Consider the following 23151-nt stretch of genomic DNA (forward strand, 5'->3'; position numbering starts at 1 on the left):
CCGCCGGATTTCGTCTAATATGCGCCTCATGATCCGCCACGAGTCCGCCGTCCGAAGGACGCTCCCCCTCGCCGCCGCGCTCCTCTTCCTGTCCGCCGCCTCCTCCCGCGCACAGGAACGGGGAGAAGGCCTGGCCTCCATGACGAACCCGGGAGACGGCGCCCGCTACGCCCTCACCCTGGTCCCCGCCGTCCATGATGCGCCGAGCATGGTCCGTCAGGAAGCGGGCGGGTCGAAGATCGTCCTGCAGGACGGCTCCGACACCTGGACGGTCAACGGACGCGCGAGCGAGCTGGAGCTCAGCCGCTCTCCGGTCGTCGCCGGTACGGGTCTCGTCGTGCCCGCGAAGCTGTGGAACCTGCAGGGGGGCGGGACCTTCTTCCGCAAGAACGGGGAGCGCAAGAACTGGGGAGTCCAGCTGGGCCTCGGGTCCGCGAGCAACCTGCCCTTCCACTCCCTGCGCGAGACCGAGGTGCGGGCGACCGCGCATCGGGAGTTCCCGAGCCGGGCGCGGGACTCCTGGATGCTCTTCCTCGCCTACTCCAACAACCGGTCCTTCGCGAACAACATCCCCTTCCCGGGCGCGGCGTACGTCTTCCGCGAGCCCCTTCCGGGCCTCGAGGCGACGATCGGGCTCCCCTTCATGTCGGCGTCCTACAAGCCCAACGAGGATTGGCGCGCGAGCTTCTCCCTCTTCGGTCCCACGAACGTCTCCCTCCAGGGAGACCGGCGTCTCGTCTCCGAGACCTGGGCCTACGCGCGCTGGGAGCGGAACCCTTCCCAATGGCTCCGGGCCGACCGCGCGCAGCGCACGGACCGCCTGGTCTACGACCAGCAGGAAGTCCGCGCCGGCGTCCGCACGAAGTTCGAGAACGGCTTCTCGGTGGACGCGTCGCTGGGACGCGACTTCAACCGCCGCTTCTACGAGAGCCGGGACGCCAACCGCTCCAGCGTCCCGAAAGCCGAACTCGCCGACGCCTGGTCCCTCGCCCTGCGCCTCTCCTGGCGCAGATAGACGAGCCGGCGCGAGGCGCGTGAAGCGCCCCGCGCCGGCTTCTACGGCTTCAGCGGCGCGCCTTCCCGGAGTCCCTGCTCTCCGAGGTCTTTGAGGCGCAGCAGCACGCCAGCGAGGACAGGCAGTCCTTGATCTTCTCTCCGGTGATCTCCAACCGGAGTCCCTTCTCCGTCTCCGTGACGTCCACGGTGCAGCACTTCTTCTCTTTCATGACGTCCTCCTTTCATTGACATATTGAGACCCGTCTATTCGTGGTCTCAAAAAAAATCATTCCCCGCTCGCATCTCCTTCGCCTTTCCCCACGAACCTCTTCATGAATCCGGAACAGCAGGAGGAGACGCAACATGGGTTGAGCCGGTAGAAGACCTCCTTGCCCTCCTTGCGGCACTCCACGACCTTCGCATGCCGGAGTACGCCGAGATGATGGGAGATGGAAGGCTGCTTCATCTTGAAGTGCCGGCAGATCTCCGAGACCGACAGTTCCCCCCGCGCCAGGAGCTGCATGATCTTGACGCGGTTGGCGTCGGCCACGGCCTTGAAGAAGCTGCAGCAATCGAATTCGGGATTCATAACATATAGACTTCTGTCTATATTTTAACCCCTCTCCCTGCGGAAGTCAAGCCGCGCCGGAACCCACGTGGTCCAGGTACCCGTTGCGCAGCGCGGACATCACCTTCGGAGTGAGCCGGATCATCTGGAAGGCTCGCGTCCAGCCGTATCTTCGGAGTATCCCCAGCTGACGGTACGGCGGGATCGCGCGTTCGTAGAGCCCGGCGAACTCCTCATAGAACTCCTCGAGCGGCAGGCGGGTCGGCAGAAGGGCATGCAGCAGATCGAAGAGTTCGGGCTTGCGGCTGAGCAGTTCCCTTTCCCGCTCGGCGTAGAGCTGCGTGCCCGGGAACGGCGTGAGCACCGAGAAGCCCGCATACTGGAGGCCCAGGCGCCGGACGAACGCGGCGAGCTCCCGGAAATCCTCGCGCGTGAAGTCCGGCTCGACGATGAGCGAGCCGTAGAGGAGGATCCCGAGGTCCCGGAGGATCTTCGCCGCGGCGAGCTGCTGCTCGACCGTGGTCCCCTTCTTCATCCCGGCGAGACGCCGGTCCGAGAAGCTCTCCAGGCCGACGAAGACCTGCTCGAGGCCGATCGCGCGCCATTTCGCGAAGAGCGCGGGATGCCTCACGATGGTGTCGACGCGCGCGTAGAGGAAGTACTTCTTGCGCACGCCGGCGGCCCGGATGGCGTCGGCCAGGCGGCTCATCCGCTCCGCGTCGACCATGGACTCGTCGTCGCAGAAGAAGACGTTCTGCTCGGAGAGGGTCTTGAGCTCCTCGACCACCGACTCCGGCGTCCGCCGCAGATACCTCGAACCCGTGATGGACCAGAGCGCGCAGAAATTGCATCGCGACGAGCAGCCGAGCGAGGTCCGGACGGACGCCAGGGGCTTCAGCCACTCTCCGAAATAGCGCTCCCTGTGCCGAGCGGTGAGCGAGCGGTCGGGGAACGGCAGCGCGTCGAGATCGGCGTAGGGCCGCGGAGCGGTCCACCGCATCGGCGACCCCGGGAGCGCCAGCCCGCGGACGTCGTCGAGCGGACGCCCCTGCCGTCGCCGCTCCAGCAGTTCCCTCATCGCGAACACTCCCTCGCCGACGACCACGACATCGACCGCGGGCGAGTCGAAGTCCTCGGGCCGGACGGACGCGTGGTGGCCTCCGACGACGACGAACGTCTCCGGCGCGAGGAGCTTCAGACGCTCGGCCGCCCGGAGGGTCCAGGGGACGTTCACGGTGAACGCGGTGAGCCCCACCGCGTCCGGACGCATGCGCCGGACCGTCCCGTCGAGGTCGGAGTCGAAACGGGCGTCGAACACCTCCACCGCGTGCCCGTCCTCCTTCAGGCCCGCCCCGACGTACTCGAGGGCCAGCGGCTCGTACGCGAAGATGTGGCGCGAGAACTCCGGCACGGAAGGAGGCTGGATCAGCAGGACTCTCATTCCCCGAACCACGCGACGGACGGGCCGACTCCTGGGCGGCAGCCGAGCGCCGCCTCGCCGCGAAGCGTCACGCGCGAAGGCCCTTCGTGACGAGGCCGATCCCCTGCGCGAGCAGCTTGCACAGCGGCATGCGCACGGGAGAGAGATGCCAGCCGAGGACGGTCGAGTAGTAGACCCCGGCCAACGCCTGCGCGGCGAGCTCCGAGGAGACCTTGGAACGGAATCCGCCCTTTTGTTGCCCGTCGAGGACGAGGCCGTCCAGGAGCCGCACGAAACGGAGCTGGTTCGCAAGGTCCGTCTGCGCTCCTCCAGGAGAGGCGACCAGAAGCCGGATGCCGAGCCGGCTGATCTCGCGGTTCTCCTCATGCCAGCGCCCCGCGGACTCGAAGAGCGCCAGGATCCGCTCCTCGGCGCCCGCGCCTTTCATGGAAGGATCGGTCAGCGCCTCCTCCATCGCCTGGAGGACCATGCTCCCGAGTTCGCACATGACGGCTTCCTTCGTCGGAAAATGCGTGAAGAACGTCCCCTTCGCGACGTCCGCCGCCTCGGTGATCTCCGAGACGGTCGTGTTCTCGAAGCCTTTTTTAAGGAAGAGCTTGAGCGCCGCCTCGAAAAGCCTTCTTCGCGTCTCGAGGGCGCGTCTTTGCGAGCGGTCCAGCGTCCTCCCGCTGTTCACAAGCATAGATTATCATATATAATGACCCTGGTCAATTCTGACCAGGGTCATAAATGAACACAAAACCGACGATCGACGATGGACGCTGCACCTCCTGCGGCCGCTGCGCGGAGGTCTGTCCCCTCAACTTCATCCCGGTCCCCGGCGGCAAGCCCAGGGTCGCCGAAACCGCTGCGGACACCTGCATGCTCTGCGGTCACTGCGTCGCCGTCTGCCCGAGCGGCGCCATCCGCCATACGGGACTGGAGGGCCTCGAGTTCCCCTCCACGGAGCGGAAGGCCGACCTCGGACAGTTCATGGCCCTGCTCGAATCGCGCCGCTCCCGCCGGGAATTCTCGGGCCGGGAGCTCTCCCGACAGGACGTCTCGACCCTGCTCGCCGCCGGCGCTCAGGCGGCCAACGGTCTCAACCGACGCAACGTCCATTACACGGTCCTCACGGACAGGAAGGTCCTCCGCGAGCTCGCTCAGCGGATCGGACGGCAGACCGCGGAATTCGCGGACCGGCTCGAGAGCCCGCTCTGGCGGGCGTTCTTCAGACTGCTCATGGGCGCGCAGTACCGTGAGTTCAGACCCTTCATCCCCCTCTTCAAGCCCATGGCGGAGGAGTTCCGCAGGGGACGGGACGTGGTCTGCTACGACGCGCCCTGCGCCATCCTGATCCACACCCGGCGCGGAGACCTCTGCGGCGGCGAGGACGCCGTATACTGCGGGGCGAACATCCTGCTGGCCGCCGAGGCGATGGGCCTGGGCGCCTGCGTCATCGGCTTCCTCACCGAGCCCCTGAACCGCGACAAAGCGCTGGCGCGCCTGGCCGGCCTCCCTCCTGGGGACACGGTCCGCACGAGCATCGTGGTAGGCCACCCCCGCTTCCCCTACGCCCGAGGGATACGGCGCCCCCATTAGGATAACGCCCACTACAGTTCCTTGACTCCCCCTCCTGCGGGTGTCCGCAATCCGTGTCGCGGACTCTGGCGCTATCAGGGCCGGGGTGCCAGCGTGGGCAGTGGGAGGGGGTTCAGCGCGACTCGATGCGCAGGGTCTCGACCATGACGCGGATGTCGGACGCGACGACCTCGTCGGGATGGCTCCGTGCGAACTCGCGGGCGGCCGCCTCGGGGTCCCGCACGCCCGACACGTCCAGATGGACCCAGAGCCCGCTCATGGCGGGATTCACATGGAAGGATAGCTTGGCCCCGTCGGGAAGGACGGAGCGCAGCCCCTCGGCCTGCGCCCGGTAGACGAACGGATCGAAATGGACCCCGAGCCGTCCGCCTTCGTACTCTGCGACCTCCGAGACGGCCGGCTGGGCGCGCAACGCGCGCAGGAGGCGCATCTTCCCGAATCCGTTCTTGATCCGCGCCAGCGCGTCCTCGGGCGCCGGCGGAAGGACGACCTCGACCGCCCGCACCGCCTCGTTGTCCTGGTAACTCAGGACCTTGTAGCCCGTAGAAGCCAGGAACGTCTCGGCGCGCGTGCGCGTCTGCGCCGCGTCGGCTCCCTGAAACGGCGCCATCCGGAGTTCGACGAACATGAAGGGGACCGGCACGGAATCCTGTGCCGCTGACGTCGCACAGAACCCCAGCGCCAGCAGCGCGCCGAGCCGGACTCCCGTTTTTCGAAGCATTAAGACCAGGATATCAGCGGATTCCCGCACGCGCAAGGCCTCGGGGTCGGCCGTCAGTCGAGCGAGGGCATCGGCTCGATCTTCGCGATGTCGTAGCCGGTGTTGCGCTCGAGCGGGTTGAAGAAGAAGGACTCCCGGTACCAGACCGTGGCCTTCCCTCCCGACTTGAGCCAGCTCAGCGCGCACTGGTACATCTCCTCGCTCGAGACCGACATCTCCTGGAACTCGTTGCCCGAGCCGCCGACCTGCAGCATGATCTCGTAGGACTTCTTGTTCAGCCCCTTGTAGCTGGCCTTGACGATGCGCGCCACGCGGAAGCCCTCGGAGTCCCTCCCCTTCACATCGCTCTCGCAGGCCGTCTTGGGCTTCGCGGTGGTGTCGACGGGCGCGATCTCGACGAGGTTATAGTCGGTCTCGCGCTGGGTGAAGTCCGGGATCTGAACCTGGTGATACTTGACCACGACGAATTGTCCGCGGTACTTCTGGATGTCGGGCGCCTGACTCTCGTCGGAGCTGAAGGCCCACGGATTGATCATCTTCCGGTCGTCTCCCGTCCCGTCATAGGCGACCGACGAGTCTTGCCCGAGAAGAAGTTCTCCCTCGCCCGATTTCTTGAACATCCCCTTGACCGAGAACTTCGACAACACGCCCATGCGGTAGCCGTCGCTGTAGCTTCCGACGCCGGGACCGTTCAGGTCGGGCTGGACTGCGGCCGTAGCGCCCGCGGACTCGGCGCCGACGACGCCCGCCGGGATGCCGGGAAGCTGACGGGCGCCCTCACGGATGGCTGCGAAGTCCAGGACGGGATCAAAATCGCCTTCGGCCCATGCCGTTGCGGCCGACAACGTCAGCAACGCGAGCAAACTCAGGATGTTCTTCATGTTTCCCTCGATGGCGGCGCATCGTGAACGCTTAAAGGATGCTCTACCGCCGTGAGGATTATCGCAGACGCCGCCCCGAACCGCATGGGAACCACGGCCCCGGAACGAACGACTTAAAGTCCCAGGTCTTTCTAGAACCATGGCCCCATTAGGATCACACCCATTACAGTTCCTTATCTCCCCTTCCCGCGGGAAGGGGCAGGGGTAGGGGGGAACCCCGTTGCCGTTTTCCCCTCGCCACGACGAAGCCCCCGCCGTCTCCCACAGAGACAATCAAATGGGTAAAATCAAAATTGAATTCCGCTTTAAATATATATGCTTTCCATCGAGAAACGTGTAATGTCACGACCTTGACATTATTTAGTTTTCGATATAGAATATCTCCATAGGTAGGTCCCATGAAGAAAATCGCCTTGGAAGACATCGTCGAACGACTTGCCTTCGAGAATCCCTGGTGGACGACAGGCAAGTTTGACCCCTCCCTCCCACCCAAGCCAAGACCATTCTTGCAGGCGTTCCTTAAACTCGTCCAAGAAAGAACAATTCAGAGAGCAGTAGTGCTCATGGGACCACGCCGAGTCGGGAAAACGGTCCTTATGTGGCATGCCATCGAAAAACTACTGCATAACGGCGTCGACCCCCGAAGGATTTGCTACATATCTCTTGATTCTCCCACCTACACAGACCTTCGCATCGATGAATTAGTCCGCCATTTTCGCGAACGCCAAGGCTTCTCCGATCTAAAGGATTGCTACTTCTTTCTTGATGAAATTCAGTACCACCGGAATTGGGAGATTCATCTAAAAAAATTGGTGGAGGACTATCGGGACACTCGCTTCATCGCTTCTGGGTCAGCGGCAGCGGCTTTACGCCTTAAAAGCCAGGAGTCTGGGGCGGGACGTTTTACAGATTTCTATTTACCGCCATTAACCTTCTATGAATTTCTTTATCTTCTTGACAAAGAGGACCTCGTTGCTACGTCGAGCCCCGAAGAATATCGGCAACGAGGAGTTCGCTATAAATCAAATGACATCGGGCGCCTCAACCAAGAATTTATCAACTACCTTAATTTCGGAGGTTATCCGGAGGTCATAGCTTCACCCGCCATTCGAGCTAACCCGGCCCGATACATTCGTAGCGATATCATCGACAAGGTTCTCTTGCGCGATCTCCCGAGTCTCTACGGAATCCATGATGTTCAAGAACTCAACCGCCTATTTACTGTGTTGGCCTACAACACCGGGAACGAACTCTCCTTGGAGAGCTTGTCCACAGGAGCAGGTGTCGCAAAAAACACCATCAAGAAATATCTTGAATATCTGGAAGCAGCTTTCTTAATCACCATCCTTCATCGGGTCGATCATAACGCAAAAAGATTTCGGCGAGCGAATTTTTTCAAGGCATACCTAACGAATCCTTCAATGCGTTGTGCATTGTTTGGCCCTGTAAATACTGACTCTCCCGTAATGGGTTTCCTCACAGAAACGGCAATCGTAAGCCAATGGATGCACTCGCTTTTTAAAGACCCTCTCTTCTATGCCCGCTGGGATAAAGGCGGGGAAGTGGATATGGTGTATTTACGCGAGAACCAGGTCGACTGGTGCGTGGAAATCAAATGGTCCAACCGATATATCAATCACCCAGACGAACTGCGCGGTCTTCTCGATTTTGCTAAACGAAAACGAGTTGATGCTGTCGGAGTAACCACCATCGACAAAGCTGGAAGCATCGAATATTCCGGAGTGCCCATAAAATTCATAGAGTCCAGCTTGTACTGTTATATTGTCGGCCGCGTATCCACACGCGCGCTTGGAGAGCGGTGTTCTGGGATGCTCGAGGATGCTCATTAGCCCCAAGTCTTAAAAAGATTGGCCCCTCTCGCGCGCTATAAATCTGCTGCAGCGTATCCTCCCGCGCAGCCTCCGATGACGGAGGCGCCTTCAACAACCCCGTCACCCAATACATCTATATAGTCCACGAAGCGGACCCCAGGCATCATCCCGCGCTGAGCTCGTTCTTTTGACATCGCAGAATGCGATGTCAAAATCCCTGAGCGGCGGACCGCGTCACGGGCCGACCGCGTCCCCAGAGGGATTAGAGAACGTGCCCGCTCGCGCGGGCACGTTTCCTCTTTCCCCTGTCCGTCGGCGGCGCGCCGGTAGCGACCGCTCGCGCCGCCTACGAAGACTCCCTTCCCGGCGCTGAATTCGTAGGGGGGGTCCCCCCCAGCCTCGCCCGCGACCCTCTTTCCTGCGCCGCCCTGCATGAACGAAGCTCAAGCTCTTCGATCAAGCGTCAGTCCATGGCCAGTCGCTCTTAGTTCGGAGAATGGACGGGGGTGGCGGCTGGGAGGGCGTCCCATCGCCGAGCACCGCAATGGTCGTCGCCGTTTGAGGAGCGCAGGCGATGGGAAGGACCCAGCCGACAGGACCCCCGCGGATAAACGCCCATACTGTAGAGTACCCGGCCCTTACGCGACGACTTTCTTGATGCGATGCTCGAGGAGGGTGTCGCGGTAGTGCTTGCGGGCGAGGCGCTCGAAGAAGAATTGCGAGCGTAGCGGCTCCGTCCCGTGGGGGCGCTGGACGCGCGCATAGGTTCCATCGGGGCGGAGGGTCCAGGCCTTCACGTTGTCGTGCAGCCCGTGCGCCAGCACGACCTCCCGGAGATAGCGCCTCAGCGCCGTGTCCTTGACCGGGAAGGCCGTCTCGAAGCGCGCGTAGAAGTTGCGCGGCATCCAGTCGGCGCTCGCGAGATAGACGAGGCGCTTCCCCCCCGCGCGGAAGTAGAAGACCCGGCTGTGCTCGAGGAAGCGGTCGACGATGCTGAAGACCCGGATGTTCTCGCTCAAGCCCGCCATCCCCGGCCGCAGGCAGCAGATGCCGCGCACGAGCAGGTCCACCTTGACCCCGGCGCGGGAGGCCGCGTAGAGCGCGTCGATGATCCTCCGGTCCACCAGCGAGTTCATCTTGGCGATGATGTGGCCCCGCCCCCCCTCGCGCTGGATGCGGGTCTCCTCGCGGATGAGGCGCAGGATGGCCGGGTGCAGGGTGTCCGGCGCGACGAGCAGCTCCTTGAAGGGCGGCATGCGCCGGCGGCCGGCGAGGGCCTCGAAGTAGGCGGCGGCGTCCTTCCCGAGCGCGGCGTCGCAGGTGAGCAGCCCGAGGTCGGTGTACTGCCGCGCGGTGCCGGGATGGTAGTTCCCGGTGCCGAGATGGAGATAGCTGACGAGCTCGGCGCCCTCGCGGCGCAGGACCTGCGTGAGCTTGCTGTGCACCTTGTAGCCGCCGAAGGGGCGCACGACGCGCACCCCGGCTTTGCGCAGTTCCTCGGCCCAACGGACGTTGTTCATCTCATCGAAGCGGGCGCGGATCTCGACGTACGCGGTGACCTTCTTCCCGTTGCGGGCGGCCGCCTTGAGCGCCTCCATGACCGGCGAGACGCGGCTGGTCCGGTACATCGTATGGTAGACCGCCTCGACCTGCGGGTCGCGGGCCGTCTCTTCCAGGTAGCGCACCACGATGGAGAAGTCGTCGTAGGGATGGTGGAGGAGCAGGTCGTGGCGCCGCATCAGGCCGAGGATGCTGCTCGGAGGCCGCAGGGGACCGGGCGTGAGCGGCCGGACCGGGGGATAGCGCAGGCGCGCGCGGCCCTCGGCGCCGTAGATCGTCGCGAGCGTGCGCAGGTCGAGCGGCAAGTCGAAGCGATAGAGCCCGGCCGAGTCCACGCCGAGCGCGGTGGCCAGGAACATGGCGCCCTCGGAGTACTCGGGCGAGTCCACCTCGAGGCGCACGATGCGGGCCCGCCCGCGGCGCTCGACGGCTTCGACGATCTGCTCCTCGAGGTTCTCCTCGTCATCCGGGCGGTAGCGGAGGTCGGCGTCGCGCAGGATCTTGAACGGGAACGCTTCGACGACCTCGCGGCCGGGAAAGAGCTCCTGGGCGCGGTCGCTGAGCCAGCGCTCGGCCAGCGCCCAGCGCTCGACGCGGCCGCGCGAGGGCAGGCGGATGAGCCGTCCTTCGCGCTCGACGATGCGCAGCACGGCGTACTCGCGCGGGAAGCGCACGAAGACGTGGATGCCTCCGCCGGGGAGCGGGGGCAGCGGCTCGCCGGCGCGGCGGACGACCACCTCGATCTGCGGCAGGCGGGAGCGGACCTCGCGGTCGCAGGAGCGGTCCGTGATGAAGTCCGTGTGGATGCGCAGTCCGTGGCGGTCGAGGGCGCGGACGATGTCCTTGAAGACCTCGGCCTGCCGCGCCTTCTGACGCAGCACGCCCTCGCGGATGTGCGAGAGCGCCTGGCGCGCGCGCAGGCCGTCGGGCAGGCGCCGGTTGGGCTGGCGGCGCGCGACGCGGACGGTCTCGGCCACGCGCACCATGAAGAACTCGTCGAGGTTCGAGCTGACGATGGCGCAGAAACGCAGGCGCTCGAGCACCGGGACGCTCGGGTCGGCGGCCTCCTCGAGCACGCGCTCGTTGAAGTTCAGCCAGGAGAGGTCGCGGTTGAAGAGCGTCCCGCCCAGCACGTCGCCCTCCAGCGCCCGCGGCGGGTGGACGGGCCCGTGGGCCGGGGCGTGCGCCGCATCGGCGAGCGTCAGCCAGCGGGGAGGGGCTTGTCGGTACGGCATGGCCCTATTCTAGGACTTCCGCGCACGCTTGGGTATTGCGGCGATTGGACGGTTCAGCGCGGGACGCCGCTCTCCGCCCGGTAGCGGCGGACCCGGGGGCCCAGCACGAGGGCGGCGAGGAAGCGGCTGATGCCGAGGAGCATCGAGAAGCCCATGACGTAGACCCAGCCGAGGTGGCTCAGGGCGAGGTTCAAGACCTCGTCGGTGGGCGCCGAGCCGAGCGCCCAGGAAAGGAAAAAGCCGAGGATGGGCAGGCCGAGGAACATGGAGCCGTCGAACTGCAGGGGTTCCTTCTTCGCGTGGGCGGCCCGGGCCTTCGCGAAGAAGGCGCTGGCCATCTGGAAGAACGCGAGCCCGCAGAGCAGAGCCACGTCGGCGAGGTTGATGATGGAGCGGCCCAGCGGGATCCAGTCGAGCGCGCCGCCGAGGCGGATGGCGTCGAGCCCGTTGCCGAAGAGGCCGGCGAGCATGAGGGCGATGGCGATGTCGTAGAGGCGGACCGTCCCCTTCAGGGACGGATGTTCGGCGGCCATCTCGTCGAGGCCGGAGATCCGCTCCTTGTAGAAGCCGAGGCGTCCCTCCTTCACGCGCTTCGCCGACCAGCGCCAGACCTCGCGGGAGGCGCCGAGGGTTCCTCGTGCGTAGAAGGCGAGGCCCGTGATGTAGGGGATGATCCCCATCATGAGCGGGGCGCGCCAGGCGCATTCGTGGAAGACCGAGAAGAGGTATTTGACCGCGAGGGCCTTCGTCGCGAAGTCGAGCGAGTAGACGACGGCGGTGAGGGCGATGATGGGCAGCGCCCACTTCGCGGCCGCCTTGAGCGTCGCGCCGAGCTTCGACGACGGCGCGGCAGCGTCCGCTTGAACGCGGCCGCTGCCCCTCTCCCCTTCCCTCTCCCGCAAGCGGGAGAGGGAGGATGCGGGCGCCAGCGCGGGGATCCCCTTCGATTCGGCGCCGGCGACCGGCTCGACTTCGGCGGCGCCGCGGCGCATCCCCTCGAAAAGAGCAGAGAGCGTGGAGGAGCGGGCCGTCGAGGTCTTCGCGGCCGCGAGCTCCCGCGTCCCCGTCTCCAGAACCGCCATTGCCGCGAGCCCCGCACTCCGTTCCCCTTCCCTCTCGTCCCAAACAACCGCACGGCGTAGCTTTGGGACGTCCCGAACCGACGACGTTCGGATGTTCGGGACGAGGGAGGGCTGGGGGTGGGTAGGATCGCCGTTCTTCACCGCAGCAGCGTTCGCGGAGGAAGAAGGAACGAACGCCCGAACGATCGCCGCGGCATTCTTCGCCGCCGGGACCGCGGCCCTGACGCCCGGCAGGACCTGGAGTCCGGCCGTCGGGAGCGTCAGCGCCGGGAGGACCGGCGCGGCGGTCCCGCCGACGAGCGGACGGGCGGTCTGGAGGATCGGGATGATGGAGACGATCCCGGAGTTCGCGGCGACGGGCGCCGTGTGGACGGCCTGGGCGAAGGCCCCGAGCGCCTGGGGACCGGGAGCATAGGCGAGAACGAGCGCGGCGAGGGCGACGCGAAGGACGCGGCGACTCATGTCCTCAGGATAGCGGATGATGAGACCGCGGGGCTGGGCCGAGCGGGCCCGCGGGCGGCGGCAGAGGGACCAGACCCGGCTGGGTCCTGCGCCCTACTCCGTGGGGAGGGCTTTGGAGGCGGCGATGGCCGCCTCTGGGTCGATGTGCTGGCCCGGGTTGCGGCGCTCGATGCGGGAGAGCAGGCTGTAGGCGCAGGGGACGACGAAGAGGGTGAGCAGCGTCGAGACCAGCACGCCTCCGATGACGACGACGGCCATGGGGATGCGCGTCTCGGCCCCCGGCCCGATGGCGAGCGCCGGCGGAACGGCGGCGGCGATCGTCGAGATGGAGGTCATGAGGATGGGCCGCAGGCGCACGGGGCAGGCCTCGAGCAGCGCGGGCTTCACCTCGAGCCCTTCGGCGCGCCGCTGGTTCGTGAAGTCCACCAGCAGGATGGAGTTCTTCTTCACGATGCCCATGAGCAGGATGAGCCCGATCATGGAGTAGAGGTTGAGGCTCGTTCCCGTGAGGAGGAGGGCGAGAAAGGCGCCCGAGACGCTGAAGGGCAGGGCGAGCAGGACCGTGAAGGGATGCACGAAGCTGTTGAACTGGGAGGCCAGCACCATGTAGGCGACCACGATGCCGAGCAGCAGCGCGAAGAGCAGACTCTGGAAGGATTCCTTGAAGGTCTTGGCCGAGCCGGAGAACACCGAATGGTAGCCCTCCGGCAGGGTCTCCTTCGAGATGCGCTCGATGGCGGCCAGGGCGTCGGACTGCGACTTGCCGGGCGCGACGTTGGCGAAGATGCCGACGGCCCGCTCGCGGTCCTTGCGCATGATGACCGAGAGGGTCGAGCGCTCCTCGACGCGCGTCACCTCGGAGAGGCGGATCATCTCGCCGCGGTTGTTGCGGACGAAGAAGCGCCCGATGTCCTCGGCCTTGAGCCGGTAGGGGGTCTCCGCCCGCACGCGCACGTCGTAGCGGCGGCCGCCCTCGGTGAAATAGCCCGCCCGGACGCCGCCGACCATGGCGTTGATGGCGGTGCCGACGGACTCCACGGAGACGCCGCGGGCGTAGGCCTTGGCCCGGTCGGGGAAGATGCGGACCTCGGGCATGCCGGTCCGGTAGTCGGTGTCGATGTCGACCATGAGCCCGGTCGCCTCGAGCCGCTTCATGAGGCCCTTGGAGAGCTCGATGAGCTTCTCCCAGTCGGGTCCGCGCAGCGAGAACTCGATGGGCATGCCGCGCCCCGAGCCGAAGCCGCCCTGCGAGAGGTCCACGGGGACGGCGCTGACGCCCTCGATCTTCTTGAGCTCCGAGCGCACGAGCTTCATCATGGACGCCTGCGTGACGCGCCGCCCGTCGGCGCCCCGCGGGCGCTTCTCGGGCGGCTTCATCGTCACGAACATCATGCCGCTGCTGACGTCGCCGCCCCCCATCCCGCCCACCGAGCCGAAGTAGCGGTCGATGGACGCCTGACTCGTGAGCCAGCGCCCGACCTCCTGGAACTTCGCGTCGGTGTAGTCGATGGCGGAGCCGACCGGCGTCTTGATGCGGACCATGAACATCGACTGGTCCTGGGACGGCGTGAACTCCTTGCGCAGCTTCGTCACGGAGAGCACCGAGAGCCCGAAGAAGAGGGACGCGGCCCCGAGGACCCGCCAGCGGCGCTCGAGGCAGGCCGCGAGCAGACGGCGGTAGCGCTCGGCCAGCCAGCGGAAGGAGGCGTCGGCCGCCAGGGTCACCCGCCCGACCCGCTGGCCCGACTCCATGAACTGCGAGGTCCGCATCGGCGTCAGGGTCAGCGCCTCGAGCAGCGAGAGCATGACCGCCGCGGAGATGGTGACGCCGAACTGGAAGAAGAACTTGCCGACGATGCCCTTCATGAACACGACGGGGATGAAGATGGCGAGGATCGCGATGGTGGAGGCGAGGGCGGCGAAGCTGATCTCCCGTGCGCCCAGCGAGGAGGCGGCGACGCGGTCCTGCCCCAGCTCGCGGTGGCGCACGATGTTCTCGAGCACCATGATGGCGTCGTCGACGACGATGCCGATGGCGAGGGTGAGCCCCAGCATCGAGAAGCTGTTGAGCGTGAAGCCCATGAAGTAGGCGACGATGAAGGTCCCGAGGATGGAGGTCGGGATGGCCATGAGGATGTTGACCGTCGACGACCAGGTCCCCAGGAAGAGCCAGCAGACGAAGGAGGTCAGGATCGCGGAGAGGATGAGGTTGAAGGTCAGCTCGTGGACCGCGTCCTTGATGAAGCGCGTGGTGTCGAAGTTGACCCCGAGCTTCATGCCCTCGGGGAGCGTCTTGCGCACCGCCTCGAGGCGCTCGAGCACCTGCCTGGCCACGGCGACCGAGTTCGCGCCGCGCTGCTTGCGGATGCCGAGACCGACCGCGCGCTCTCCGTTGACCCGAGCGATGCGGCGCAGGTCCTCGAGGCCGTCCTCGATGCGGGCGATCTCCTTGAGCTGGATCGGGACGTGGATGGGCTGGCCGCCGCGCTGGGTGATGAGGAGGCCGCCGAACTCCTCGGCCGAGCGGAACTCGCCCAGGGTGCGGACGTTGAACTCGCGCGCCGCGGTCTCGATGCGTCCGGCCGGGATCTCGGAGTGCTCGCGCTGGATGGCGCCGAGCACGTCCTCGGCCGTGATCTGCAGGGACTCCATCCTCCGCGCGTCGAGCCAGACCCGGAGGTTGCGCGCGGCCAGGCCGCCGAGGAACACCTCGCCGACGCCGGGGATGGTCTGGAACTGCTGCTTGAGGCGGTCCTCGACGAAGACCATCATCTCCTTGATGGGGCGCTCGCCCGAGACCGCCAGCCAGAGGATGGGCTGGTCCTCGGGGTTGGACTTGTTGACGGTGGGCGGGTCCATGTCGCGGGGCAGGTGGTGCACGGCCTGCGCGAGCTTCGCCTGCACCTCCTGAAGCGCCACGTCGATGTCGCGGCTGAGCTCGAACTCGACGGTGACGCTGGCCGAGCCCTGGCGAGACGAGCTCGAGATCTCGCGCACGCCCTCCACCGAGGTCATGGCGTCCTCGACGATGTCCACGATCTCCGTCTCCATGATCTCGGGCGCGGCGCCCTCCCAGCTCAGCGAGATGGAGAGCACCGGGAAGTCCACGTCGGGCATGAGGCTCACGCCCATGCGCGAGAACCCGATCCAGCCGAAGAACATCAGGCCGAACATCAGCATCCAGGCGAAGACCGGGTTGCGGATGGAGACGTCGGAGAGGCCGAGGCCCGTCTTCACCGGGGCACTCCTCCGCTCGCGACGTCGAGCTGGATGCGCGCCAGGCGCGTGTCGAGCCGCGCCCCGTCGAGGCGCAGGCGGACCTGCTGGAGCGCGTTGAGCGCGCCGAGCACGTCGAGGTTCGTCACGACGCCGAGGCGGTAGTCCTCGGCCTGGGCCTTCGCGTTGGCCTCGGCGAGCTCGGCGGCCTTCTCGAGGGCGGAGACGGCGGCGAGGTCGGTCTCGAGCTCCTCGTAGGCCGTGCGCGTCTCGAGCTCGGCCTTGCGCAGCGCGAGCCCGAGGACCTCGTCGGAGCGCAGCGCGCGCGCCTCGGCCTGGCGGACCTGGGCGCCGATCTTCCCCCCCTGATAGAGGGGAAGGTCCCCGGTGACGAGGAGGTCCCAGCGGGCGTCGCTCAGCGTGCCGATGCGCTTGAGGTAGTAGTTCCCGTCGAAGGAGATCAGCGGCCAGCGCGCGCGGCGGACGATCGTCGTGCTCTCCCGGGCGGCGCCGGCGTCGAGCCGGCGCGCCTCCACGTCGGAGCGGCCGCGGGCGCGCGCGAGGTAGTCCGGGAGTCCGAGGGCGTCCTTGAGCGGGACCTCCAGAGGCGCGAGCTCCTCTTCGAGGCCGGTGAGGAAGCGCAGCTTGAGCTGGACGTCCCGCTCCCGGCGCAGCGCCTGCTTGAGGTCGGCCTCGTTCTGCGCGAGCTGGGACTCGGCGGCGAGCACCTCGCTGCGGCGGGTGCGCCCGATGCGCTCGCGCTCCCTGAGCTCGCGCACGCGGTCCGCGGTGATGGCGACGATGCTGCGGCGCACCGCGATCTCCTTGTCCATGCCGAGCTGGTCGAGAAAGGCGACGGCGACGTCGGAATAGAGGAGGTCCTCGGCCCGGCGCAGGTCGAGCTCGGCGGAGCGCCCCGCCGAACGGGCGACGCGCACGGACAGGTAGTCGCGCAGGCCGCTGAAGAGGGGCTGGTGCAGCATGAGCTTCGCTTCCGGCCTGTCGCGGCGCGGGGAGTTCGAGACGACCCCGCCGGAGACGGAGGTGTCCTGCGCGAACTCGGTCCCGCGGAGCGTGAAGGCGGGCTTCACCGCCGACCACATCTCATCGACCCGCGCCCAGGCCTCCGCGACGCTCCCCGCCCGCTGGGCCAGCTCCTCGCTGCGCTTGAGGGCCAGGGAGTAGGCCTCCTCGAGGGCGATGGGACGGCCCGCGGCCTGTTCGGAAACGGAGGCGGCCGTCGAGGCCTTGAAGGACGCGGGGGGCTGGGACGAGGCGGGCGCCGCGAGCGCCAGCAGGAGGAGGGCGCGGAGCATGGCGCTCATTCTAGTTTTTTTGGAGAATATGTATATATGGGCCATCCGAAGCTCACGGATTTCGACCGCACCCCCTTCCTCGCCATCTGGGAGACGACCCGCTCCTGCGCGCTCGTCTGCAAGCACTGCCGCGCCTCGGCCATCCTGGGCCGCGACGCCGACGAGCTGACGACCGAGGAAGGAAAGAAGCTCCTCTCCGACACCGCCGCGATGGGCACGCCCATCTTCATCCTCACCGGCGGGGACCCGCTCAACCGCCCCGACTTGTCGGAGCTCGTCCGCCACGGGAAGTCGGTCGGCCTGCGCATGGGGACCATCCCGGCCGCCACGGACAACCTCACCCCCGCGCGCCTGCGCTCGCTCAAGGACGCGGGACTGGACCAGGTCGCCTTCAGCCTCGACGCCCCCGACGCGGAGCTCCACGACCGCCTGCGCGGCGTGCCCGGCTCCTTCGCGAAGACGATGCAGGGCGCGGTCTGGGCCCGCGAAGCGGGCCTCCCGCTCCAGATCAACACCTGCTTCTCCCGGGAGAACGCCGGCACCGTCGAGGCGATGGTGAAGCTCGTCTCGTCGCTCGGCATCGTCTTCTGGGAGGTCTTCTTCCTCATCCCCATCGGCCGCGGCTCCGAGCTCACCGGCCTCAGCGCCGAGGAGTTCGAGGGCGTCTTCGAGCGCATGCACCGCCTGAACTCCGAGGTGGAGTTCGTCATCAAGCTCACCGAGGCGCCCCACTACCGGCGCTGGGTCATCGAGCGCGAGAAGGATGCTCCGAACGCGGAAGAGCGCATCCAGCGCGTCATCGCCCGCGAACGCGGCGTGCGCGGCGCCATCGGCCTCTCGCCGAAGTCCGTCAACGCCGGGAAAGGCTTCGTCTTCATCAGCTACCGCGGTGAGGTCTGCCCCTCCGGCTTCCTCCCCCTCCCCGCCGGGAACGTGCGCCAGGACGACATCGCCGCGGTCTACCGTGACGCCCCCCTCTTCAAGCAGCTGCGCGACCCGAAGCTCCTCAAAGGAAAGTGCGGCCGCTGTCCCTACGCGGACGTCTGCGGCGGGTCCCGCGCCCGCGCCTACGCGGTCACCGGCGACCCCCTCGCCACCGACCCTTACTGTGCTTACGAACCACCCGTAAAATAGTTCCCTTTACACAATAGACCCCATACCTCGTTCCAGGACAATAGGTATCCGGGAAACAGGTATCGGCATAACAGGTATCGGGGAACCTGATGGGCGGGGAGGGGTCAGTCCTGGGAGGCGGCGGAGCGCAGGAGGGTCCAGGCGCGTCGGGTGAGAGCTTGGGCGGCGGCGCGGCCTCGGGCCGTGCCCGCCCGCCGGAGCTCGGCGCGCGCGCGTTCGAGCTGGCGCTCGGCCCGCTGGGAGCGCCCGTCGCGCTCCTCGAGGTCGTCGACCGCGGTCTGCAGGTCTTCCCGGACGTCCGCCCACGGCCGGCCCTCGAAGCGGATGGTGTCGGGAAGCTGGCCGGCCAGCCACGCGGCGGCGGCTTCCGCTCCCCGCCGCAGTTCGCGCTCGAGCGCCAGGGAGAAGGAGCCCTGTATGGGGAGGCCGAGCTCGAGGGTGAACGCGCGGCCGATCATGTGGGCCTCGATCTCCCGCTCGAGGGCGTCGGCGGGGGCCCCTTCGTTCTCCTGGGCCACGTGGACCAGCTCGTGGACGAGGGTCTCGGCGGCCCGGCGCGGGTCGCCGGTCAGATAGCGGCGGTTCATGCGCAGGGAGCCGTCGACGTAGTCGAACTCCCCCAGGTTGTTCCCGGTCGCCATGAAGGAGACCGGCACGGTGCGCCCGTTGCGGGCCAGGGCGGCCGCGGCGCGCGCGAGGACCTCGGCGCCGGTCTTCGTCGCCGCGGCGGCGGAGAGGATCTCGGCGAGGCGCGCGGCATGGGCGCGCATGGTCGGACGGAGGAAGTCGCAGGGACCCTCCGTCCGAAGGGCGGCGTGAGCGGCGGCGGCCCGACGATAGAACTGCCGCTCGGCCTGGACCGAGACGAGCGGAGCGGGGAGAGCGGAGAGCGCGAGCCGCGGGGCCGGAGCGAGAGCGGGCAGGGAGAGCAGCCCGGCCCCCGGCAGGGCCAGCCGCGGGACGACCGGCAGGGCGGGAGCGACGGCGACCGGGACCGGCACCGGCGCGAGGATGGGCGCCGCCCCCGCGGGGGAAGCGGAAAGGAACAGCGCCAGCGCTAGGAGTCCGTCCGAGTAATATCGCCCATGCCGGAGGCCCGAGATTAGGGAGAGTCCTAGGCGGGCTGCCGGGGGCATAGCCGAAGCTATGTACCCGGCGGCCCAACGACGGAATCTCCCCGATATCGGGCCTCCCGCTATGGGAGCTTCCTCGGACGGTGGAGCGGGTCGCGCGCTATTACTCGGACGGACTCCTCGGAGGCGCTCCATGTCCCGAGTGTAGCCCGTCCGGGAGGAACCGCTCAGCGCCTTCGGGCCCAGCCCGTCGACGACAGGGGGCCCAGGGCGACCCGGGCCCTTCGCTTCCTCATTCGCCCCCCGAATTTGCGCCCCGGAGGCATATTTGTCAAAATATACACGGCCATGAGGGGCATTCAAGCCCCTCCCCATCGGCCCGGAGAACGCCCCAAATGTCCACCAAGGAACCTCTCGACGGAAACGAAGCGGTCGCGAGCGCGGCTTATCGCCTGAGCGAAGTCATCTCGATCTACCCCATCACCCCCTCTTCCAACATGGGCGAGTGGTCCGACGCCTGGGCCGCCGAGAAGCGCACGAACATCTGGGGCCAGATCCCCAACGTCACCGAGATGCAGAGCGAGGCCGGCGCCGCCGGCACCGCCCACGGCTCGGTCTCCGTCGGCGCGCTCACCACGACCTTCACCGCCTCGCAGGGCCTCCTGCTGAAGATCCCGGTGATGTACAAGGTCGCCGGCGAGCTCACCCCGATGGTCATCCACGTCTCCGCCCGCGCGGTGGCCGCCCACGCGCTCTCCATCTTCGGCGACCACTCCGACGTCATGGCCGCCCGCGCGACCGGCTACGCGCTGCTCTCCTCGGCCTCGGTCCAGGAGGCGCACGACCTGGCCGCCATCGCCCACGCGGCGACGCTCGAGTCGCGCATCCCCTTCCTGCACTTCTTCGACGGCTTCCGCACCTCGCACGAAGTGCACAAGATCGAGATGCTCTCCGACGACGTCCTGCGCGCCCTCGTCGACGACGAGACCGTCCGCGCCCACCGCTCCCGCGCGCTCTCGCCCGACCATCCGACGCTCAAGGGCAGCGCCCAGAACCCCGACGTGTTCTTCCAGGCGCGCGAGGCCTGCAACCCGTTCTACGACGCCTGCCCGCAGAAGACGCAGGCCGTCATGGACCGCTTCGCGAAGCTCACGGGCCGTCAGTACCGACTCTTCGACTACTACGGCGACCCGAACGCCGAGCGCGTCATCGTCCTCATGGGCTCCGGCATCGGCCCCGTCGAGGAGGCCGTGGACGCCCTCAACGCGAAGGGCGAGAAGCTCGGCGTGCTCAAGGTCCGGCTCTACCGGCCCTTCTGCGCCGCGAGCTTCCTGAAGGCCCTGCCCAAGTCCGTGAAGTCCATCGCCGTCCTCGACCGCACCAAGGAGCCCGGCGCCCTCGGCGAGCCGCTCTTCCTCGACGTCGTCACCGTCGTCCAGGAAGCGCAGTCCGCCGGCAGCGCCCCGTGGAAGGCCATGCCGCGCATCATCAGCGGCCGCTACGGCCTCTCCTCCAAGGAGTTCACCCCGGCCATGGCGAAGGCCGTCTTCGACGAGCTCAAGAAGCCCCAGCCGAAGACCCGCTTCAGCGTCGGCATCAACGACGACGTCACGAAGCTCTCGCTGGCCTACGAACCGTCCTTCACGACCGAGGACCCGAAGACCACCCGCGCGGTCTTCTTCGGACTCGGAGCGGACGGCACCGTCGGCGCGAACAAGAACACCATCAAGATCATCGCCGATGAGACCGACCTGCATGCGCAGGGCTACTTCGTCTACGACTCGAAGAAGTCCGGCTCGATGACGGTCTCGCATCTGCGCTTCGGCCCCAAGCCGATCCGCTCGACCTACCTCGTCAGCGAGGCGCCTTTCGTGGCCTGCCACTCGGAAGGGCTCATGGAGCGCGTCGACGTGCTCGCGGTCTGCGCCCAGGGCGGGACCTTCCTGCTCAACACGACGACCCCGGACAAGGCGTTCGAGCGCCTGACGGCCGAGGCCCAGAAGCAGATCATCGACAAGAAGCTGAAGTTCTACGCGATCGACGCCTACAGCGTGGCCAAGGAGGCCGGCCTCGGACCGCGCATCAACACGGTCATGCAGGTCTGCTACTTCGAGCTCACCAAGCTCCTGCCCGACTACATGAAGCTGGTGAAGAAGGGCATCGAAAAGACCTACGGCGTGAAGAGCCAGCGACTCGTCGACATGAACTTCAAGGCCGTGGACAACGCGCTGGCCAACCTGCGCGAGATCAAGGTCCCGGCGAAGCCCACGACCGAGCGCCACCGCCCCGAGACGGTCTCCAAAAAAGCCCCGAGCTTCGTGCGCGAGGTGACCTCCGTCATGATGGCGGGCCGCGGCGACGAGCTGCCGGTCAGCGCCATGCCGGCGGACGGCACCTTCCCGACGGGCACCACCCAGTGGGAGAAGCGCTGCATCGCGCTCGACGTCCCGGTCTGGGACCCGAGCTGCTGCATCCAGTGCAACAAGTGCGCGCTGGTCTGCCCCCACGCCGCCATCCGGGCGAAGGCCTACCCGGCCGCCGAGCTCGCGAAGGCGCCGAAGACCTTCAAGAGCCTCGACTGGCGCGGCAAGGAGTTCCCGGCCGGCAGCAAGTTCACCATCCAGGTGGCCGTCGAGGACTGCACGGGCTGCTCGCTCTGCACCGAGGTCTGCCCGGCCAAGAACAAGACCGAGGCGGGGCGCAAGGCCATCAACATGACCTCGCTCACCGAAGAGATCCACGTCAACGAGAAGGAGAACTTCGAGTTCTTCCTCAACCTCTCGGAGCCGGACCGCTCGAAGCTCGACCTCAACACCGTGAAGGGCAGCCAGCTGCTCGAGCCGCTCTTCGAGTTCTCGGGCGCCTGCGGCGGCTGCGGCGAGACGCCCTACGTGAAGCTCGTCAGCCAGCTCTTCGGCGACCGCATGATCGTCGCGAACGCCACGGGCTGCTCGTCGATCTACGGCGGCAACCTGCCCACGACGCCGTGGTCGCAGAACAAGCAGGGACGCGGCCCGGCCTGGTCGAACTCCCTCTTCGAGGACAACGCGGAGTTCGGCCTGGGCTTCCGCCTCGCCCTCGACGCCCAGCACCTGCGCGCGGAGACGATCCTCAAGAAGCGCGCGGCGGAGTTCGGCAAGCTCGGCACGGACCTGCTCTCCGCCGAGCAGAAGGACGACGCCTCCATCGCGGCCCAGCGCGGCCGCGTCGAGGAGCTCCGCAAGAAGCTCGCGGGCAAGACCGACTCCGAGAGCAAGGACCTGCTCGCGGTCGCCGACGCGCTCGTGCGCAAGAGCGTCTGGGTCATGGGCGGCGACGGCTGGGCCTACGACATCGGCTACGGCGGCCTCGACCACGCCCTGCGCTCGGGCCAGAACATCAAGCTGCTCGTCCTCGACACCGAGGTCTACTCCAACACCGGCGGACAGGCCTCGAAGGCGACGCCCCGCGGCGCGGTGGCGAAGTTCGCGGCGGCCGGCAAGCGCCTGCCGCGCAAGGACTTCGCGATGCTCGCGGCGAGCTACGGCAACGTCTACGTCGCCCGCATCGCCATGGGCGCCAGCGACGCGCAGACCGTGAAGGCCCTGCGCGAGGCGGAGGCCTACGACGGCCCCGCGCTCATCATCGCCTACAGCCACTGCATCGCCCACGGCATCAACATGGCGAAGGGCCTGGAGCAGCAGAAGCTGGCCGTCGACAGCGGCTACTGGCCGCTCTTCCGCTACAACCCGGACAACATCAAGCAGGGGAAGAACCCGCTGGTCCTCGACTCCAAGGGGCCGAAGATCCCGCTGCAGGATTACATCTACCGGGAGACCCGCTACCGGATGCTCACCGTGAGCCATCCGGAAGAGGCCAAGCGCCTGCTCCTCGAGGCCCAGGAAGAGGTGAATCTGCGCTGGAAGCAGATCGAGCACCTCTCGAAGATGGACTACTCGGTCCAGCCGACGCCCGCGCCGGCCGCGGCGAACCCGCCGGCGGCCGCTCAGGCCTGAGCGCGCCGGCCGCAAGCCCCTCCCCCGTCGGAACGGGGGAGGGGTTTCCTTTTGGTTC

16 protein-coding genes are annotated in these 23151 nt (G+C 67.1%); 5 read left to right on the plus strand and 11 right to left on the minus strand.

What is annotated here, in order from left to right; translation table 11 throughout:
• Positions 1-28: 28 nt before the first annotated feature.
• Positions 29-1015 (plus strand): hypothetical protein, encoded by a 987-nt coding sequence (locus WC969_01035; GenBank protein MFA6028414.1) that lies wholly within the window; start codon positions 29-31, stop codon positions 1013-1015.
• Between the two features lie 49 nt (positions 1016-1064).
• On the opposite strand, the gene WC969_01040 is transcribed toward WC969_01035, so the two are convergent.
• From WC969_01040 to WC969_01055, 4 genes are all read right to left on the minus strand, one after another.
• Positions 1065-1226, minus strand: coding sequence for a hypothetical protein (locus WC969_01040; protein ID MFA6028415.1), 162 nt, complete (start codon positions 1224-1226; stop codon positions 1065-1067).
• A gap of 56 nt (positions 1227-1282) precedes the next feature.
• On the minus strand, positions 1283-1585 hold the full coding sequence (locus WC969_01045) for a metalloregulator ArsR/SmtB family transcription factor (GenBank protein ID MFA6028416.1): 303 nt from the start codon (positions 1583-1585) through the stop codon (positions 1283-1285).
• A gap of 46 nt (positions 1586-1631) precedes the next feature.
• Positions 1632-3005 (minus strand): radical SAM protein, encoded by a 1374-nt coding sequence (locus WC969_01050; GenBank protein ID MFA6028417.1) that lies wholly within the window; start codon positions 3003-3005, stop codon positions 1632-1634.
• Positions 3006-3072: 67 nt separating this feature from the next.
• Positions 3073-3681 carry a TetR/AcrR family transcriptional regulator gene (locus tag WC969_01055; GenBank protein ID MFA6028418.1) on the minus strand — a complete coding sequence of 203 codons (609 nt, stop codon included), beginning with the start codon at positions 3679-3681 and terminating at the stop codon, positions 3073-3075.
• 53 nt (positions 3682-3734) lie between these two features.
• Between WC969_01055 and WC969_01060 the strand changes: the two genes are divergently transcribed.
• Positions 3735-4586 (plus strand): nitroreductase family protein, encoded by an 852-nt coding sequence (locus tag WC969_01060; GenBank protein ID MFA6028419.1) that lies wholly within the window; start codon positions 3735-3737, stop codon positions 4584-4586.
• A 112-nt stretch (positions 4587-4698) separates the two neighbouring features.
• Here the strand turns inward: WC969_01060 and WC969_01065 are convergent, their stop codons facing one another.
• Both WC969_01065 and WC969_01070 read right to left on the minus strand, forming a co-directional pair.
• Positions 4699-5307, minus strand: coding sequence for a hypothetical protein (locus WC969_01065; protein ID MFA6028420.1), 609 nt, complete (start codon positions 5305-5307; stop codon positions 4699-4701).
• 53 nt (positions 5308-5360) lie between these two features.
• On the minus strand, positions 5361-6188 hold the full coding sequence (locus WC969_01070) for a hypothetical protein (protein ID MFA6028421.1): 828 nt from the start codon (positions 6186-6188) through the stop codon (positions 5361-5363).
• A gap of 398 nt (positions 6189-6586) precedes the next feature.
• Between WC969_01070 and WC969_01075 the strand changes: the two genes are divergently transcribed.
• A complete protein-coding gene (locus WC969_01075; protein ID MFA6028422.1) occupies positions 6587-8038 on the plus strand; it encodes an ATP-binding protein in 1452 nt (483 codons plus the stop codon).
• Positions 8039-8658: 620 nt separating this feature from the next.
• Here the strand turns inward: WC969_01075 and ppk1 are convergent.
• The 4 genes from ppk1 to WC969_01095 form a co-directional block, all read right to left on the minus strand.
• The gene (ppk1, locus tag WC969_01080; GenBank protein MFA6028423.1) at positions 8659-10815 is read right to left on the minus strand and encodes a polyphosphate kinase 1; all 2157 of its coding nucleotides are present in this window, start codon (positions 10813-10815) and stop codon (positions 8659-8661) included.
• Between the two features lie 53 nt (positions 10816-10868).
• The gene (locus WC969_01085) at positions 10869-12359 is read right to left on the minus strand and encodes a signal peptidase II (protein ID MFA6028424.1); all 1491 of its coding nucleotides are present in this window, start codon (positions 12357-12359) and stop codon (positions 10869-10871) included.
• A 93-nt stretch (positions 12360-12452) separates the two neighbouring features.
• Positions 12453-15596: an efflux RND transporter permease subunit gene (locus WC969_01090; protein ID MFA6028425.1), complete on the minus strand. Its 3144-nt coding sequence runs from the start codon at positions 15594-15596 to the stop codon at positions 12453-12455.
• On the minus strand, positions 15593-16891 hold the full coding sequence (locus WC969_01095) for a TolC family protein (protein ID MFA6028426.1): 1299 nt from the start codon (positions 16889-16891) through the stop codon (positions 15593-15595). Before WC969_01095 ends, WC969_01090 begins: the two co-directional genes overlap by 4 nt.
• A gap of 36 nt (positions 16892-16927) precedes the next feature.
• On the opposite strand from WC969_01095, the gene WC969_01100 reads away from it, so the two are divergent.
• Entirely contained in the window at positions 16928-18025 is a 1098-nt protein-coding gene (locus WC969_01100; protein ID MFA6028427.1) for a TIGR04053 family radical SAM/SPASM domain-containing protein, read from the plus strand.
• 104 nt (positions 18026-18129) lie between these two features.
• Here the strand turns inward: WC969_01100 and WC969_01105 are convergent, their stop codons facing one another.
• Entirely contained in the window at positions 18130-19026 is an 897-nt protein-coding gene (locus WC969_01105) for a hypothetical protein (protein ID MFA6028428.1), read from the minus strand.
• A 467-nt stretch (positions 19027-19493) separates the two neighbouring features.
• Between WC969_01105 and nifJ the strand changes: the two genes are divergently transcribed.
• Positions 19494-23093 (plus strand): pyruvate:ferredoxin (flavodoxin) oxidoreductase, encoded by a 3600-nt coding sequence (nifJ, locus tag WC969_01110; protein ID MFA6028429.1) that lies wholly within the window; start codon positions 19494-19496, stop codon positions 23091-23093.
• The last annotated feature ends 58 nt before the right edge of the window (positions 23094-23151 follow it).

The organism is Elusimicrobiota bacterium (assembly GCA_041660925.1).
Taxonomy (GTDB): domain Bacteria; phylum Elusimicrobiota; class Elusimicrobia; order UBA1565; family UBA1565; genus JBAZUV01.